This window comes from Aeromicrobium sp. CnD17-E, assembly GCF_024124745.1.
Lineage (GTDB): Bacteria > Actinomycetota > Actinomycetes > Propionibacteriales > Nocardioidaceae > Aeromicrobium.
On record NZ_JAMXRU010000085.1, the window covers coordinates 1 to 14,048 of the forward strand.

Genomic DNA, 14,048 nt, shown 5'->3' on the forward strand with positions numbered 1-14,048 from the left:
GGACCGCACGGCGCGCGTCGAGCCTCGTGGTCGCCGTCAGCACACCGCCCGTGAGCGCGCGCACCTCCTCGTCGACGAGGGCACGTTCGTCGAGATCTCGCCGTTGCGCACGGCAGGTCCGTCGAGCGGCAGCGGCGTCGTCATCGGCTGGGGTCTCGTCGGCGGACGTCCGGTGGTCGTGGCCAGCCACGACGCCGCCGTCGCCTCGGGCGCGATCGGCGCGGTGTTCGCCGAGACCGTCCAGCGCGCGCAGCGCATCGCCATCGACCGGGGGCACCCGATCGTCTACATCAACGACTCGGGGGGAGCGCGGATCCACGACGGCATCCACGCCCTCCACGGCTGCGGCGGCATCTTCGCGAACAACGTGGAGGCCAGCCGGAGGATCCCGCAGATCTCGCTCATCCTCGGCCCCTGCGCGGGTGCCGCCGCGTACTCGCCGGCACTGACGGACTGGACGATCATGGTCAAGGAGCAGGGACAGATGTTCCTCACCGGGCCCGAGATCGTCCGCGCAGCGACCGGTGAGGACGCCACCGCCGACGAGATCGGCGGCTCGGGCATGCACACCCGTACGAGCGGCGTCGCCCACCTCGAGGTCGACGACGAGCAGGCCGCGCTCGACGCCGCCCGCGACATCCTCTCCTTCCTGCCCTCGCACGTCGGCGGTGCGCCGGCGCTCGTCGACCCGGTGCCCGCCCGGGCCGAGGCCGTCGCCCGGCTGCCCCACGTCGTGCCCGACAAGTCGAGCATCGTCTTCGACATGCACGAGGTGCTCGACGGCGTCCTCGACGACCGGCCCCGCCTCGAGCTCAGCCCCGGTCACGCCCCGAGCGTGCTCACCGTGCTCGCCCACCTCGACGGCCGTCCCGTCGGGATCGTCGCCAACCAGCCGAAGGCACGCGGCGGCATCCTCGACGCCAAGGCGTCGGTGAAGGCCTCGCGGTTCGTCGACTTCTGCGCCCGCTACGGCCTGCCCGTGCTGACCTTCGTCGACGTGCCCGGCTTCCTGCCCGGCACGGTCGAGGAGGGTCGCGGTGTCATCACGCAGGGTGCGACCATGCTGCGCGCGTACGTGGAGGCGCAGTCGCCTGTCCTCACCGTCGTCGTCCGCAAGGCGTACGGCGGTGCCTACATCGCGATGGGCTCGCGCTCCCTGGGCGCCGACTTCACCTGGGCGTGGTCGGGTTCGGAGATCGCGGTCATGGGCCCGGGCGGCGCCGTGGCGCTGCTGCACCGCCGCGCGCTCAAGGACGCCGAGGACCCCGACGCCCTGCGCGACGAGCTCGCCGCCGAGTACCGCGAGAACGTCGCACGGCCCTACCTCGCCGCCGAGGCGGGCATCCTCGACGACGTGATCGTCCCGGAGGAGACGCGCGACCGCATGGTGCAGGCGCTCGGCGTCCTCGCCCCGCGCGCCGAGGGGAGCCGCGCATGAGCGCCACGACCACCGCGACGGCGAGCGCCGACATCGTCTCGAACGTCTGGAAGCTCGTCACCGAGGTCGGCGCGCAGGTGCGCCAGGGTGACGTCCTTGCCGTGCTCGAGTCGATGAAGATGGAGCTCCCCGTGCACGCGCCGGCCACCGGCACCGTGGCGGAGGTGCTCGTCGCCGAGGGACAGATCGTCCAGGAGGGCGACCCGCTCGTCGTCATCGCCACCGCGGACGAGGGCCCGGCCCCGGTCTGAGAGCATGCTCGGGTGACCGAGCCGACCACGCCCCTCGTCCACGACCTGCCGATGCGCTGGGCCGACCTCGACCAGCTGGGCCACGTCAACAACGTCACCTACGTCGACTACGCCGCCGAGGCGCGGGCGGTGCACGTGGCCGACGGCGACCTGCAGGACCGGCCGGCGCGGACCGTGTCGGTGGAGTACCTACGGCCGCTGCTGCTGAGCAGCACCCCCGTGCGCGTGACGTCGGCCGACGACGGTGATCGCCTGGTGCAGGAGATCGCGCCGGCCACGGCGACGACGCCGTTCGCCCGCGCGACGTGGCACGACGAGCCGCTGCCCGACCTCGACCTCGACCTCGCTGCCGCGGGGGAGTTCTACGACCTGCGCGTGCGGCGCAGCGACCTCGGCCCCGACGGCGACGTGACGGTCGAGGCGCTCTTCGAGTTCGCCCAGGAGGCGCGCATCGTCTCCGTCGTCCGCGTGGCCGGCACCGCGGGGAGCGGTCGCTACGTGGTGGCGAGGGTCGACGTCCGGCGCGGCGACCCGTTCACGTGGGGTGCCGCCACCACGCGGGCGCGCAGCGTGGTCACGCGCGTCGGACGCTCGTCGTTCACCGTCACCACGCTCTTCGACGACGGACGCCAGGGTCGCGCCGACGCCGTGCTCGTCGGCTTCGACCTCGAGACCCAGACGTCGCGCGTGCTCGGTCCGGAGGAGCGGGCGGTGCTGGAGGCGCAGCTCAGCTGACGGGCGCGTCGTCGGCGGTGTTCACCATGAACGTGGCGGCGTGCTGCACGTAGGCCCAGAACTGCGCGTCCTGCTCGGGCGTGAGGTCGACGGCGTCGAGACCGGCGCGGAAGTGGTGCAGCCACCGGTCGCGGGCGGCCATCGTGACCGCGAACGGCGCGTGGCGCATGCGCAGCCGGGGGTGCCCGCGCGTCTCGCTGTACGTCGTCGGGCCGCCCCAGTACTGCTCGAGGAACAGGGTGAACCGCTCGGCAGCCGGGGCGAGATCCTCCTCCGGGTACATGGGACGCAGCAGGGCGTCGGTCGCCACCCCGGCGTAGAAGACGTCGACGATCCGCTCGATGGTCGCGCGGCCGCCGATCTCCTCGTAGAACGTGGCGCTCACGGTGCTGGCCTCTCGGCGGGGATCGCGCTGGACGGGATGCGGATGCCGGCCTTGTCGAAGCGACGCTTGACGCGCTGGCGCAGCGTGCGTGCCACGAGCCACTGCTGCAGCGGTGCGGTCTTCAGCACCACGCGGACGACCACGCCGTCCTTGTCGAAGCGCTCGACGCCCCACACCTCGGGCTCCTCGATGATGACGCCGGTGAAGCGCTCCTCGCGGTACATCGACTCGGCCTCCTCGGCGAGGATCGACTGCACCTCGTCGAGGTCGGAGTCGTAGTCGACGGTGACGTCGAGGACGGTGCGCGCCCAGTTCTGGCTCTGGTTGCCGACCCGGAGGATCTCGCCGTTGCGGACGTACCAGACGGTGCCGTTGACGTCGCGCAGGCGGGTGACGCGCAGGCCGACGGCCTCGACCGTGCCGCTGGCCTCGCCGAGGTCGACGGAGTCGCCGACGCCGTACTGGTCCTCGAGGATCATCGAGACGCCGGCGAGGTAGTCCTTGACGAGCGTCTGCGCGCCGAAGCCGAGCGCGACGCCGAGGATGCCGGCGCTGGTGAGCAGCGGAGCGATCGGCACGCCGACCACGCCGAGCACCATGACGAACGCGACACCGGCGATGACGAGGCCGACGATCGAGCTCAGCAGGTCGCCCATGGCCTGGGCGCGCTGCTTGCGCCGCTCCCCGGAGCCGGGGCGCAGGTCCGACAGGAGGGCGCCGGCGCGGCTGTTGGCGAGCGCGTCGGGCACCTGCCCCTCGCCGGCTCGTTTGACGACGCGGCGGATCGCGCGGCGGGTGACCCAGCGGACCACCATCGCCACGAGGAGGATCACGAGGATCTGCGTCCCGCTCTCCATCAGCCGGTCGCCGGTCCAGGCCGACGGCAGGTTCACGTCGAGGCTCAGCATGGTCACCAGCCTACGGGCGGGGCCAGGGACGATACGATGGCCCCATGAAGGCTCCCGCGCGCATCCTCGCCGTCGTCGTCTCCACGCTCGTGGTGCTCGGCACGACCTCTGCCACGGCCTGGGCCGACTCGCCGGCCTCCGAGGCCTGGCCCGCCCCGCCGCAGCGCTCCACTCTCGAGTGGATCCTGCTCGTCGGCGGCGGCACGGTGGGTCTCTTCGTCGTCGTCGCCCTCTTCGGCCTGCTCACGGCGCGCAACAACTACGTGCCCCCGCCGCCGTCCACCGACCTCGAGGTCGCGCCCGGCAACGAGGCTGCGCACCACCACTGACCGACCCCCACCTCGGCCGGCCCGTCTTGGACGGGCCGGCCGAGGTGCGTCGTGGGTCGGCAGATTCCCAGGTGGACCTGGGAATCTTCGCTAGGCACGGAAATCTCTGGCCAGGCACGGAAATCTCAGCCGGGCACGGAAAGGTCTCTGTGCTTCCCTGAGATCCCCGTGCTCGGTGGAGATTCCCAGGTCGACCTGGGAATCTCCACCCAGCGGGAGAGCTCAGCTGGCGGCGCGGGCGCGGAGGGCGCGGGCGAGGTCGTCGCGACCCTCGGACACGTACCGCTTCGCAGCGGCTGGCGCCTCGGTGGAGCCGAGCCAGGCGTCGACGGCGTCGAGCGTGGCCTGGGTGGGGTTGGCGAGCGGGAAGAGGTAGACGAGCGCGACCTGGCCGATCCAGACGCCCTTGTCCTCGATGACCGTGTCGGCCATCTCGAGGTAGCGCTGGACGAACGGCTCGAGCACGTCGGCCTGGCCCGACACCTGGAACGCCGACGCGGTCTGGCGGCGGGTCTCGTTGGGCGTCGAGGTGTCGACGACCGCCGCCTGCCACGCGGCCTCCTTGGCCTCCGACGACGGACGGACGGCGCGCGCCGCGGCGGCCCGCTCGCGGCCCGAGATGGTCTGGTCGCGCTCGAGCTCGGCCGCGATCTCGGCCTCGTCGGCCGCACCGAGGCGCGCCAGCGCGGTCACGAGCGTCCACCGCAGGTCGGTGTCGACGTCGAGCCCGGGCAGGCCGTCCTCGAGCAGGCCGCGCAGCGGCTCGGGCGACGTGGCCGCCGACGCGTAGCCGCGCACGAACGCCAGCTGGTGGTCGCTGCCGGGCTCGGCGGCCTCCGCGAGGGCCCGCACCCCGGCCTCCCAGCGCTCCGCGAGCGCCGGACGCTTCTCGTCGGACGTGTACAGGTTCACCGCGGACTGGCCCTGGCGCAGCAGCGACGAGACGGCCGTCAGGTCGCTCTCGGAGCCGATGCCCGCGAGCACCAGCGACACGAAGTCCGTCGACGACAGCTCGGCGTCGCGCGTCATGTCCCAGGCCGAGCCCCAGCAGAGGGCACGCGGCAGCGACTCCTCGAACGCCATGTCGTGCTCGACGAGCGACGCGAACGACTGCTCGTCGAGCCGGATCTTCGCGTAGGTGAGGTCGTCGTCGTTGAGCAGCACGAGCGCCGGACGGCGCAGGCCGACCAGCTCCGGAACCTCGGTGCGCTCGCCGCGGACGTCGGTCTCGACCCGCTCGGTGCGCACGAGGCGACCGTCGACGACGTCGTAGAGGCCGATCGCGATCCGGTGGCGGCGCAGCGTCGGGTACGCCTCGATCGCGGTCTGCTCGACGGCGAAGGACGTGAACGTGCCGTCGTCGCCGACCTCGGCGTCGGCGCGCAGGGTGTTGACGCCCGACGTCTGCAGCCACTCCTCGGCCCACGACGCCAGCTCGCGGCCCGAGGCCGCCTCCAGCTCGGTGAGGAGGTCCTGCAGCGTGGTGTTGCCGTACGCGTGCTTGCTGAAGTAGGCCCGCAGCCCGGCGAAGAAGTCCTCGACGCCGACCCAGGCGACGAGCTGCTTGAGGCTCGACGCGCCCTTGGCGTAGGTGATGCCGTCGAAGTTCGCCTCCACCGCGTGCAGGTCGTAGTTGTCGGCCGCGATGGGGTGCGTGGAGGGCAGCTGGTCCTGGCGGTACGCCCAGTTCTTGCGGTTGTTCGTGAAGCCCGTCCACGCGTCGGTGAAGCGCGTGGCCTCCACCGAGGAGTGGTGCGCCGCGAACTCGGCGAACGACTCGTTCAGCCACAGGTCGTCCCACCACTTCATGGTCACGAGGTCGCCGAACCACATGTGCGCCATCTCGTGCAGGATCGTGTTCGCGCGCTGCTCGTAGGCGGCCACCGTCTGGCGGCTGCGGAAGATCATCTCGTCGCGGAAGGTCACGCAGCCGGCGTTCTCCATCGCGCCCATGTTGTACTCCGGCACGAACAGCTGGTCGTACTTCACGAACGGGTACGCCATCTGGAACGCGTCCTCGAAGAACGCGAAGCCCTGCTTGGTGACGAGGAGGATGTCGTCGGCGTCGAGGTGCTCGACGAGCGACTGACGGCACCAGACGCCCAGGGGGATGTCGCCGTAGTCGCCCGAGTAGACGTCGGTGACGCCGTGGTACTCGCCGGCGACGAGCGCCGTGATGTACGTCGACATCGTCTTCGTGGTCTCGAAGACGCGCGTGCTGACGCCGCCGTCGCCCTCGACCGTCTCCGCGACCGGGGCGTTGGACACGACGGCCCAGTGGCTCGGCGCGGTCACGCGGAAGTCGAAGGTGGCCTTCAGGTCGGGCTGCTCGAACGTGGTGAACACGCGGCGCGCGTCGGGCACCTCGAACTGCGTGTACAGGTAGACCCGCTCGTCGACGGGGTCGACGAAGCGGTGCAGCCCCTCGCCGGAGTGGGAGTAGGCGCAGGTGGCCTCGACGCGCAGCTCGTTCTCGGCCTGCAGGTCGGGCAGCGGGATGCGGCTGTCGGCGTAGGTGGCGGGGTCCAGCGACGTGCCGTTGAGGGTGATCGAGGCGATCTCGCCGTCGACGAGGTCGGCGAACGTGGAGGAGCCGGGGACGGCGCCGAACTGCACGGTGGTGACCGACCCGAACCTCTCCGTGCCCTGGGTCAGGTCGAGCTCGACGACGTAGTGGTCGGTCGAGACGACGCTGGCGCGCTCGGTGGCTTCTTCACGGGTCAGGTTCGTTCCGGGCATGGCGCCCACTCTATGCACCGACCGTCCGGCGTGACGCGCCGAATCCCCTCGGGTGCTCAGGCGCGGGTGCCCTCGAAGTACGTGAGCGCGCCGGCGCGGTCGAGGCGCACGTCGACGAGGCCGGCCGCGCCGAGCCAGGCACGCACCTCGGTGCTCCGCACCGGAGGACCGAGCACACCGAGAGCCCGCCCGATCCGGTGCCCCGGCAGGTACAGCAGACCGGCGTCGACGCAGAAGGCGCTCCCGACGAGTCGTCCGCCGGGGCGCAGCACCCGCGCCAGCTCGTGCACCGCGGCCTCGGGGTCGGGGAAGCAGTGCAGGCTCGTGAACGTGAGCACCAGGTCGTACGTCTCGTCGGCGTCGGCGAGCTGCTCCACGTCGGCCACGCGGGTCTCGACGTCGGCCGCGACGCCGAGCCGCTCGGCCTCGCCCCGCGTGCGCTCCAGCATGGCGGGCGAGATGTCGGCGGCGACGTACTGCAGGGCGTGGTTCGTCGGCAGGTCGCGCAGCACGACCCCGCCGCCGCACGGCAGGTCCAGCACCGTGCCGCCTCCAGGCACGGCGGCGAGCTCGCGACGCGCCCGCCGGTGCAGCTCCTCCACGCTCGAGCCCATGGCGACCCGCCACAGCAGCGCCCCGAGGTGCGGGTCGCCGCTGATCCGGTCGTAGACCGCGGCCCACGGGTGGTCGCGCTGCCACGTGCCGCTCGAGTCACGCCTGCCGTCGCTCATGGTGGGACGATACGACCTCGGGCCCGGACCTGCGGCAGGATGGACGCCGTGGACCTTCCCTTCGCGCGCTCCGAGCGCTCGTCCGTCGGGATCGAGTGGGAGCTCGCGCTCGTCGACGCCGACTCCGGCGACCTGCGCCAGGTCGCCCAGACCGTGCTCGACGCCGTCGCCCCCGCCGGCGGAGGGGAGCACCCCCTGATCCGCCAGGAGCTGCTGCTCAACACCGTCGAGGTGGTCTCGCGCGTGCGGCGCACGGTCGCCGAGGCAGGCGCCGACCTGCAGGAGGCGATCGACGAGATCCGCACGGTCACCGACCCGCTGCGCGTCGAGCTGATGAGCGCCGGCACCCACCCGTTCGCACGCTGGGACAACCAGAAGGTCACCGACAAGGAGCGGTACGCGACGCTCATCGACCGCACCCAGTGGTGGGGCCGGCAGATGCTCATCTACGGCGTGCACGTGCACGTCGGCATCGAGGACCGTGCGAAGGTGCTGCCCATCAGCAACGCGATGCTCGCGTACTACGGCCACCTGCAGGTGCTGAGCGCGTCGTCGCCGTTCTGGGGCGGCGAGGCCACGGGGTACGCGTCGAACCGTGCGTTGATGTTCCAGCAGCTCCCGACGGCGGGTCTGCCGTTCCACTTCCAGGAGTGGTCGGAGCTCGAGCGGTACGTCGACGACCTCACCACGACGGGCGTCATCGACGTCTTCGACGAGATCCGCTGGGACCTGCGCCCGTCGCCGAAGTTCGGCACGCTCGAGGTGCGGGTGTGCGACGGCATCCCGACGATGAGCGAGCTGCTGAGCATCTCGGCGCTCACCCACTGCCTCGTCGAGCACTTCTCCAGCGAGCTCGACGCGGGTCGTGACCTGCCCGACCTCCCGCCGTGGTTCGCGCAGGAGAACAAGTGGCGCTCGGCGCGCTACGGCATGGACTCCTGGCTCATCCTCGACCAGCACGCGCGCGAGGACCTCGTGACCGCCGACCTCTCCCGCCTCCTGGTCACCCTGGAGCCGGTCGCGGAGCGGCTCGGCTGCAGCGAGGAGCTCGCCGGCGTCGCCGACATCGTGCGCACCGGGCCGTCGTACCGACGCCAGCGCCGGGTCGCCGAGGCCCACGACGGACGTCTCGACGCCGTCGTCGCCTCCCTCGTCGCGGAGATGCGCGCCGGTCACCCCGTGCCGGTCAGCGCTCCCTGAGCCGCCACCGCGGTGGCGTAGCGGTCGACGACGAGGTCGACGAGCCTGGGGTCGGCCGGGTCCGCGTCGAGCAGGGGGCGGCTCACGACGTCGACGTCGCAGCGCGACACGCGGTCGTGGAAGAACCCCGGGGCCATGAGCAGCGCTGAGACCACGACGCGACGGTCGGCGTTCTGCGCCCTGACGTCGGCGACCACGTCGTCGAGCGGGCGTCCGGTGCCGCCGACGTAGCCGAGCGGCACGACCTGGCCGATGGCGACGCTCAGGTCGCGGGCCACCTGCTCGAAGCAGGCCTGGGCGACCGGGTCGCTCGAGCCCGCCGACGCCATGACGACGACGTCGGCGTCCTGCGCACCGGCCTCGAGCAGCCGGCGCACGAGAGCGCCCACGAGCCGGTCGTCGGGACCCAGGGTCGGCGCGGCCGTGCAGCCGGGTGCGGACGCGGCGCGGGCGACGTCGACCCGCACGTGGAACCCCGGTGCGAGCAGCAGCGGCACCACGACGGCGGGACCGGCGAGCTCCGCGACGACGTCGTCGGGCGTCGGCTCCTGCACGTCGACGTACGCGTCACGGACGTCGACGTCGGGCAGGCGACGACGCACCGCCTCGACGAGGCCGAGCACGGCCCGCCGACCTGCGGGGCTGGAGGTGCCGTGGCTGGTCGCGACGAGCGCGGGGCGGGTGGGGCGCGGGTTCATGGGTGCTCCTGCACGGCGAGGCGGTAGCCCCGCTTGACGACGGTGAGGACGGCGGACCGGCCGATCGCCTCGCGCAGGCGTGCGACGGCCATCTCCGCGGTGTGGGGGTCGGTCGACTCCCCGGGCAGGACGGCGAGCAGCTGCTCGCGGCTGCACACGGTCCCGGGGCGCTCGGCGAGCAGCCGCAGCACCGCGAGCCCGCTCGGGGAGACCGGGAGCGGCTGGTGGTCGAGCGTGGCCGTGGTGGCGTGCAGCCGCAGCTGGCCGTCGGGCAGCGCGATCGCGGCGGCGTCCTCTCCGAGGTGCACGATCAGCTCCCGCACCAGCGCGCCGAGGCGGTAGCGCTCCGGCACCAGGGGCTCGAAGCCGCGTGAGACGAGCGGCTCGGCGGTCACCGGGCCGACGGCCGCGAGGGTCAGCCGTCCCGCGCCGACCAGGCCGCGCAGCGCGTCGAGACCGTCGTGCCGTTCCACGACCTCGAGCCACGCCGACGCGCCGGGCGCCGAGGTGAACACGACCGCGTCGTAGCCGCCCGCGGTCGCCGCGACCACGGAGCGCTCGACGGCTTCGGGGTCCGGCGGCGGGCCCCAGCGGTAGACGACGAGGGTCGTCGTGACCGCGCCGCCGCCCTGCAGCGCCTTCTCGATGCCGTCGTCGCCCGCGCCGTGGTGCTGCACGGCCACGTGCAGGCCGTCGACGCCCTCCGTCAGGAGCAGCTGCACGATCTCGGCCGACGTCTCGGACTCCGCCACCCAGTCGGGCACGAGGCCCGCCGCCTGGAGCGCACCGCGCGCCTTGGGCCCGCGGGCCACGATGCGGGTCTGCGCGAGGGCCTCCACGAGGTCGTGGCCCAGGCCGGACGCCTCCGCGGTGTCCAGCCAGCCGCGGAACCCGATCCCCGTGGTCACCACGAGGACGTCGGGCGGGTCGGCGACGAGCTCGCGGGTCGCGGCCAGCAGACCGGCCTCGTCGAGGTGGGACTCCACGCCGAGCGCCGACGCGGTCGTCACCTCGGCACCGCGCCGCTGCAGGGCGCCGGACAGCTCGTCGGCTCGCCGTTGGGCGGTCACCAGCACCGTGGTGCCGGACAGGACGGGACGCAGGACGTTCACGATCACCCAGTCTGCGGGACGCCGACGTGCACCACACCGTCGACGACGTCGACGGTGTAGGTGTCGAGGGCCACGTCGGGGTCGTCGAGGCAGCGTCCGGTGCGCAGGTCGAAGGCCTGCTTGTGCAGCGGCGAGACGACGATCGGGACGTCGCCGCGCGAGCCGACCAGGCCGCGCGCGATGACGTTCGCCCCCGTGAACGGGTCGCGGTGGGAGACCGCGCGGACCTCACCGGTGTCGGCGAGCCGGAACAGGGCCACCTGCCGTCCGTCGACGAGCGCGGCGGCACCGCGGTCCGGGTGCAGGTCGTCGAGCCGGCACACGGGCACGAGCGTCGGGGACGCGCCGGGCGCGTCGAGGAACGTGGTCACAGGGGTCCTCCGGCGGTGCGGACGGGCAGGGTGGGTCCACCGATCACGACGCCACGCTCCTCGGCGGTGGCGGGCCGCTTCTGGCCACGCTCCGGCACGTAGGCGAGGTCGGGGTCGGCGACGTCGGGCGCGTTGACGAACGACGCGAACTTGCGCAGCTTCTCGGGGTCCTCGAGGGTGGCCGCCCACTCGTCGCGGTAGCCGCCCACGTGCGCGTCCATCGCGGCGTCGAGGTCGGCGGCGATGCCGAGCGAGTCGTCGAGCACGACGGCGCGGATCGCGTCGATACCGCCCTCGACCGACTCCACCCACGGCGCCGTGCGCTGCAGCCGGTCCGCGGTGCGCACGTAGTACATGAGGAAGCGGTCGATCGCGCGGACGAGCTGCTCGGTCGTGAGGTCCTCGGCGAACAGCTGGGCGTGCCGCGGCGTGAAGCCGCCGTTGCCGCCGACGTACATGTTCCAGCCCTGGTCGGTGGCGATGACGCCGACGTCCTTCCCGCGCGCCTCGGCGCACTCGCGGGCGCAGCCGGAGACGCCGAGCTTGATCTTGTGCGGCGAGCGCAGGCCGCGGTAGCGCAGCTCGAGCGCGATGGCCAGGCCCACCGAGTCCTGCACGCCGAAGCGGCACCACGTCGACCCGACGCACGACTTCACGGTGCGCAGCGACTTGCCGTACGCGTGGCCCGACTCGAACCCGGCGTCGACGAGCCGCGACCAGATGGCGGGCAGCTGCTCGATGCGCGCGCCGAACAGGTCGATGCGCTGGCCGCCGGTGATCTTCGTGTAGAGCCCGAAGTCCTTCGCGACCTCGCCGATGACGATGAGCCCCTCGGGCGTCACCTCGCCACCGGGGATGCGCGGCACGACCGAGTACGTGCCGTCCTTCTGCATGTTGGCCATGACGTGGTCGTTCGTGTCCTGCAGCGCCGCGCGCTCGCCGTCGAGCACGTGCTCCTGGTAGAGCGACGCGAGGATCGACGCGGCCACCGGGCGGCACACGTCGCAGCCGCGCCCGCGGCCGTGGGTCGCGAGCAGCTCGCTGAACGTGCGGATGCCGCTGACGCGCACGACGTCGAAGAGCTGGGCGCGACTGAGCGAGAAGTGCTCGCACAGGTCGTTCCCGACCTCGATGCCCGCCTCGGCGAGCTGGGCCTGGAGCAGCTGCTTGACCATCGGCACGCACGAGCCGCAGCTCGTGCCGGCCTTCGTGCAGGCCTTCACCCCGGCCACGTCGGTGCAGCCCTGGTCGGTCACGGCGCAGCGCACGGTGCCGGCGGTGACGTTGTTGCACGAGCAGACGGTCGCCGCGTCGGGGAGGGCGCCGGTCGTCGGCCCCTCGGCCGACTCCGGCAGCAGCCACGCGGACGGGTCGCCGCCGAGCGGGTGCCCGACGAGCGGACGCAGGCTGCCGTAGGCGGACGCGTCGCCGACGAGCACGCCGCCCAGGAGGGTCGACGCGTCGTCGCTGAGGACGAGCTTCTTGTACAGCCCCTGCACGGGGTCGGCGTAGACGACCTCGAGGCTGTCCGGCGTGGTCCCGAAGGCGTCGCCGAAGCTGGCGACGTCGACCCCGAGCAGCTTGAGCTTCGTCGACAGGTCGGCGTCGGCGAACGTGGCCTCGCCGCCGAGCAGGCGGTCGGCCACCACCTCTGCCATCGTGTAGCCCGGTCCGACCAGCCCCCAGACCCGGTCGGACACGCAGGCGACCTCGCCGACCGCGTAGACGGCCGGGTCGCTCGTGCGGCAGCCCTCGTCGGCGAGCACGCCGCCGCGAGGGTGCACGGCCAGGCCGGCCCCACGCGCGAGCTCGTCGCGCGGGCGGACGCCGGTGGCGAAGACCACGACGTCGACGTCGAGCGGGTCGCCGGTGGCGAACTCCATCCGCTGCACACGACCGGCGTCGTCGGGGACCACGCGCGACGTCGCGGTGGACGTCCGGACCGCTACGCCGAGGCCCTCGACCAGCCGACGTAGCGCCTCGCCGCCGCCTGCGTCGACCTGGACCGGCATGAGCCGGTCGGCGAACTCGACCACGGTGGTCTCGGTGCCGAGCGCGGTCAGGGCGCCGGCAGCCTCCAGGCCCAGCAGCCCGCCGCCGACGACCGCGCCGCGCACGGGGCGGCCGAGCGCGGCCTCGCGCTCGGACACCCAGGTGCGCAGGGCGTCGAGGTCGTCGACCGTCCGGTACACGAAGCAGCCGCGCAGGTCGGCCCCCTCCACCGGGGGCACGGCGGCGTACGAGCCGGTGGCCAGGACGAGGGCGTCGTAGGGTCGCTCCCGGCCGCCGACGACGACCGTGCGCGCGGACGCGTCGACCGACTCGACCGGCGTGCCCGTGTGCAGCGTGACCCCGGGGGTGTCCCACAGCGACGCGTCGCCGAGCAGCAGCTCCTCGGGCCCGGAGAGGCCGAAGTAGCTGGTCAGCGCCACCCGGTCGTACGGGGCGTGCACCTCCTCGCCGTACACCTCCACGTCCCACCGCGAGGTCGCGTCGCGCTCCACGAGGGCTTCGACGAGACGACGGGCGACCATGCCGGCTCCGGCCACGACCAGGGTGCTGCGTTCCATGTCGAGGACGCTAGGCAGCCCGTGTGTCGGGTCCCGACGCCGCCGGTTACCGCGCTGCAACACCTCGCTCACGCACCGCAGCGGCCTCCTGTGAGGTCGCCGGCACGGCCGGGTCGACCTCCTGCAGCCAGTCGACGAGGCCGCACACGAGGGTGCGGCAGCCACCGCACCCCGTGGTCGCGCGCGTGCTCGCGACCACGTCCTCGACCGTGCAGCAGCCGCCGTCCCAGGCGGTGACGACGTCGGCCTTCGTGACCCCGTTGCAGCGGCACACCGTGGTGCTCGACGGCATGGTGGTGGGCGAGCCCGGCTGGTCCTCCGGTGCGCCGACGAGGAGCTGGAGCGGGTCGGGCGGGACGATGCCCGGACGGTCGAGCTGCACCGCGAGCCGTGCGGCCAGCTCCGGCGAGCCGACGCACGTCATCCCGACGAGCGTGCCCTGGCGGACCACGACCTCCACGTAGCGACGGGCGCCCGCGTCGTCGAGGGCCAGCACCCGGTCGTCCTCGTGCGCCGTCGAGGCGCGCGTGCCCGCCGTGACCACGTCGAGCCCGACGGCCTTGAGCCGCAGGGTCGCGCCC

14 protein-coding genes are annotated in these 14,048 nt (G+C 73.1%); 5 read left to right on the forward strand and 9 right to left on the reverse strand.

Going from position 1 to position 14,048, the window contains the following annotated elements; translation table 11 throughout:
- From NH339_RS13980 to NH339_RS13990, 3 genes are all read left to right on the forward strand, one after another.
- A partial coding sequence (locus NH339_RS13980; protein ID WP_253026375.1) for an acyl-CoA carboxylase subunit beta occupies positions 1-1,438 on the forward strand: 1,438 nt, incomplete at its 5' end.
- Positions 1,435-1,689, forward strand: coding sequence for a biotin/lipoyl-binding carrier protein (locus NH339_RS13985; RefSeq protein WP_253026377.1), 255 nt, complete (start codon positions 1,435-1,437; stop codon positions 1,687-1,689). The genes NH339_RS13980 and NH339_RS13985, both read left to right, overlap by 4 nt.
- A 12-nt stretch (positions 1,690-1,701) precedes the next feature.
- Entirely contained in the window at positions 1,702-2,424 is a 723-nt protein-coding gene (locus NH339_RS13990; protein ID WP_253026380.1) for an acyl-ACP thioesterase domain-containing protein, read from the forward strand.
- Here NH339_RS13990 and NH339_RS13995 read toward each other — a convergent pair.
- Both NH339_RS13995 and NH339_RS14000 read right to left on the reverse strand, forming a co-directional pair.
- Entirely contained in the window at positions 2,417-2,809 is a 393-nt protein-coding gene (locus NH339_RS13995; RefSeq protein ID WP_253026382.1) for a globin, read from the reverse strand. The two genes, NH339_RS13990 and NH339_RS13995, sit on opposite strands and share 8 nt — an antisense overlap.
- Positions 2,806-3,717, reverse strand: a complete 912-nt coding sequence (locus NH339_RS14000) for a mechanosensitive ion channel family protein (RefSeq protein ID WP_253026384.1) — start codon at positions 3,715-3,717, stop codon at positions 2,806-2,808. The genes NH339_RS13995 and NH339_RS14000 overlap by 4 nt, the downstream gene beginning before the upstream one ends.
- 44 nt (positions 3,718-3,761) lie before the next feature.
- On the opposite strand from NH339_RS14000, the gene NH339_RS14005 reads away from it, so the two are divergent.
- Positions 3,762-4,046 carry a hypothetical protein gene (locus NH339_RS14005; protein WP_253026386.1) on the forward strand — a complete coding sequence of 95 codons (285 nt, stop codon included), beginning with the start codon at positions 3,762-3,764 and terminating at the stop codon, positions 4,044-4,046.
- 222 nt (positions 4,047-4,268) lie between these two features.
- Here NH339_RS14005 and pepN read toward each other — a convergent pair whose 3' ends face one another.
- Together pepN and NH339_RS14015 are read right to left on the reverse strand one after the other, a co-directional pair.
- Positions 4,269-6,785: an aminopeptidase N gene (gene pepN, locus NH339_RS14010; protein WP_253026388.1), complete on the reverse strand. Its 2,517-nt coding sequence runs from the start codon at positions 6,783-6,785 to the stop codon at positions 4,269-4,271.
- A 56-nt stretch (positions 6,786-6,841) separates the two neighbouring features.
- Positions 6,842-7,516 (reverse strand): class I SAM-dependent methyltransferase, encoded by a 675-nt coding sequence (locus NH339_RS14015; protein ID WP_253026390.1) that lies wholly within the window; start codon positions 7,514-7,516, stop codon positions 6,842-6,844.
- A 48-nt stretch (positions 7,517-7,564) separates the two neighbouring features.
- Here NH339_RS14015 and NH339_RS14020 point away from each other — a divergent pair, with 48 nt between their 5' ends.
- Positions 7,565-8,716 carry a glutamate--cysteine ligase gene (locus NH339_RS14020; protein WP_370185869.1) on the forward strand — a complete coding sequence of 384 codons (1,152 nt, stop codon included), beginning with the start codon at positions 7,565-7,567 and terminating at the stop codon, positions 8,714-8,716.
- Here the strand turns inward: NH339_RS14020 and NH339_RS14025 are convergent.
- From NH339_RS14025 to NH339_RS14045, 5 genes are all read right to left on the reverse strand, one after another.
- Positions 8,689-9,414: a sirohydrochlorin chelatase gene (locus NH339_RS14025; RefSeq protein WP_253026394.1), complete on the reverse strand. Its 726-nt coding sequence runs from the start codon at positions 9,412-9,414 to the stop codon at positions 8,689-8,691. The two genes, NH339_RS14020 and NH339_RS14025, sit on opposite strands and share 28 nt — an antisense overlap.
- Positions 9,411-10,526 (reverse strand): uroporphyrinogen-III synthase, encoded by a 1,116-nt coding sequence (locus NH339_RS14030; protein WP_253026396.1) that lies wholly within the window; start codon positions 10,524-10,526, stop codon positions 9,411-9,413. Before NH339_RS14030 ends, NH339_RS14025 begins: the two co-directional genes overlap by 4 nt.
- Positions 10,527-10,528: 2 nt before the next feature.
- The gene (nirD, locus tag NH339_RS14035; protein ID WP_253026398.1) at positions 10,529-10,897 is read right to left on the reverse strand and encodes a nitrite reductase small subunit NirD; all 369 of its coding nucleotides are present in this window, start codon (positions 10,895-10,897) and stop codon (positions 10,529-10,531) included.
- Positions 10,894-13,467 (reverse strand): nitrite reductase large subunit NirB, encoded by a 2,574-nt coding sequence (nirB, locus tag NH339_RS14040; RefSeq protein ID WP_253026400.1) that lies wholly within the window; start codon positions 13,465-13,467, stop codon positions 10,894-10,896. Before nirB ends, nirD begins: the two co-directional genes overlap by 4 nt.
- A 46-nt stretch (positions 13,468-13,513) precedes the next feature.
- The coding region (locus NH339_RS14045) for a (2Fe-2S)-binding protein (protein ID WP_253026402.1) at positions 13,514-14,048 on the reverse strand (535 nt) is incomplete at its 5' end.

Bases quoted from the DNA above. Each gene is read 5' to 3' on its own strand.
- NH339_RS13985 (WP_253026377.1), top strand. From the start codon at position 1,435: ATGAGCGCCACGACCACCGCGACGGCGAGCGCCGACATCGTCTCGAAC.
- NH339_RS14000 (WP_253026384.1), bottom strand. From the start codon at position 3,717: ATGCTGAGCCTCGACGTGAACCTGCCGTCGGCCTGGACCGGCGACCGG.
- NH339_RS14005 (WP_253026386.1), top strand. From the start codon at position 3,762: ATGAAGGCTCCCGCGCGCATCCTCGCCGTCGTCGTCTCCACGCTCGTG.
- pepN (WP_253026388.1), bottom strand. From the start codon at position 6,785: ATGCCCGGAACGAACCTGACCCGTGAAGAAGCCACCGAGCGCGCCAGC.
- NH339_RS14015 (WP_253026390.1), bottom strand. From the start codon at position 7,516: ATGAGCGACGGCAGGCGTGACTCGAGCGGCACGTGGCAGCGCGACCAC.
- NH339_RS14025 (WP_253026394.1), bottom strand. From the start codon at position 9,414: ATGAACCCGCGCCCCACCCGCCCCGCGCTCGTCGCGACCAGCCACGGC.
- nirB (WP_253026400.1), bottom strand. From the start codon at position 13,467: ATGGAACGCAGCACCCTGGTCGTGGCCGGAGCCGGCATGGTCGCCCGT.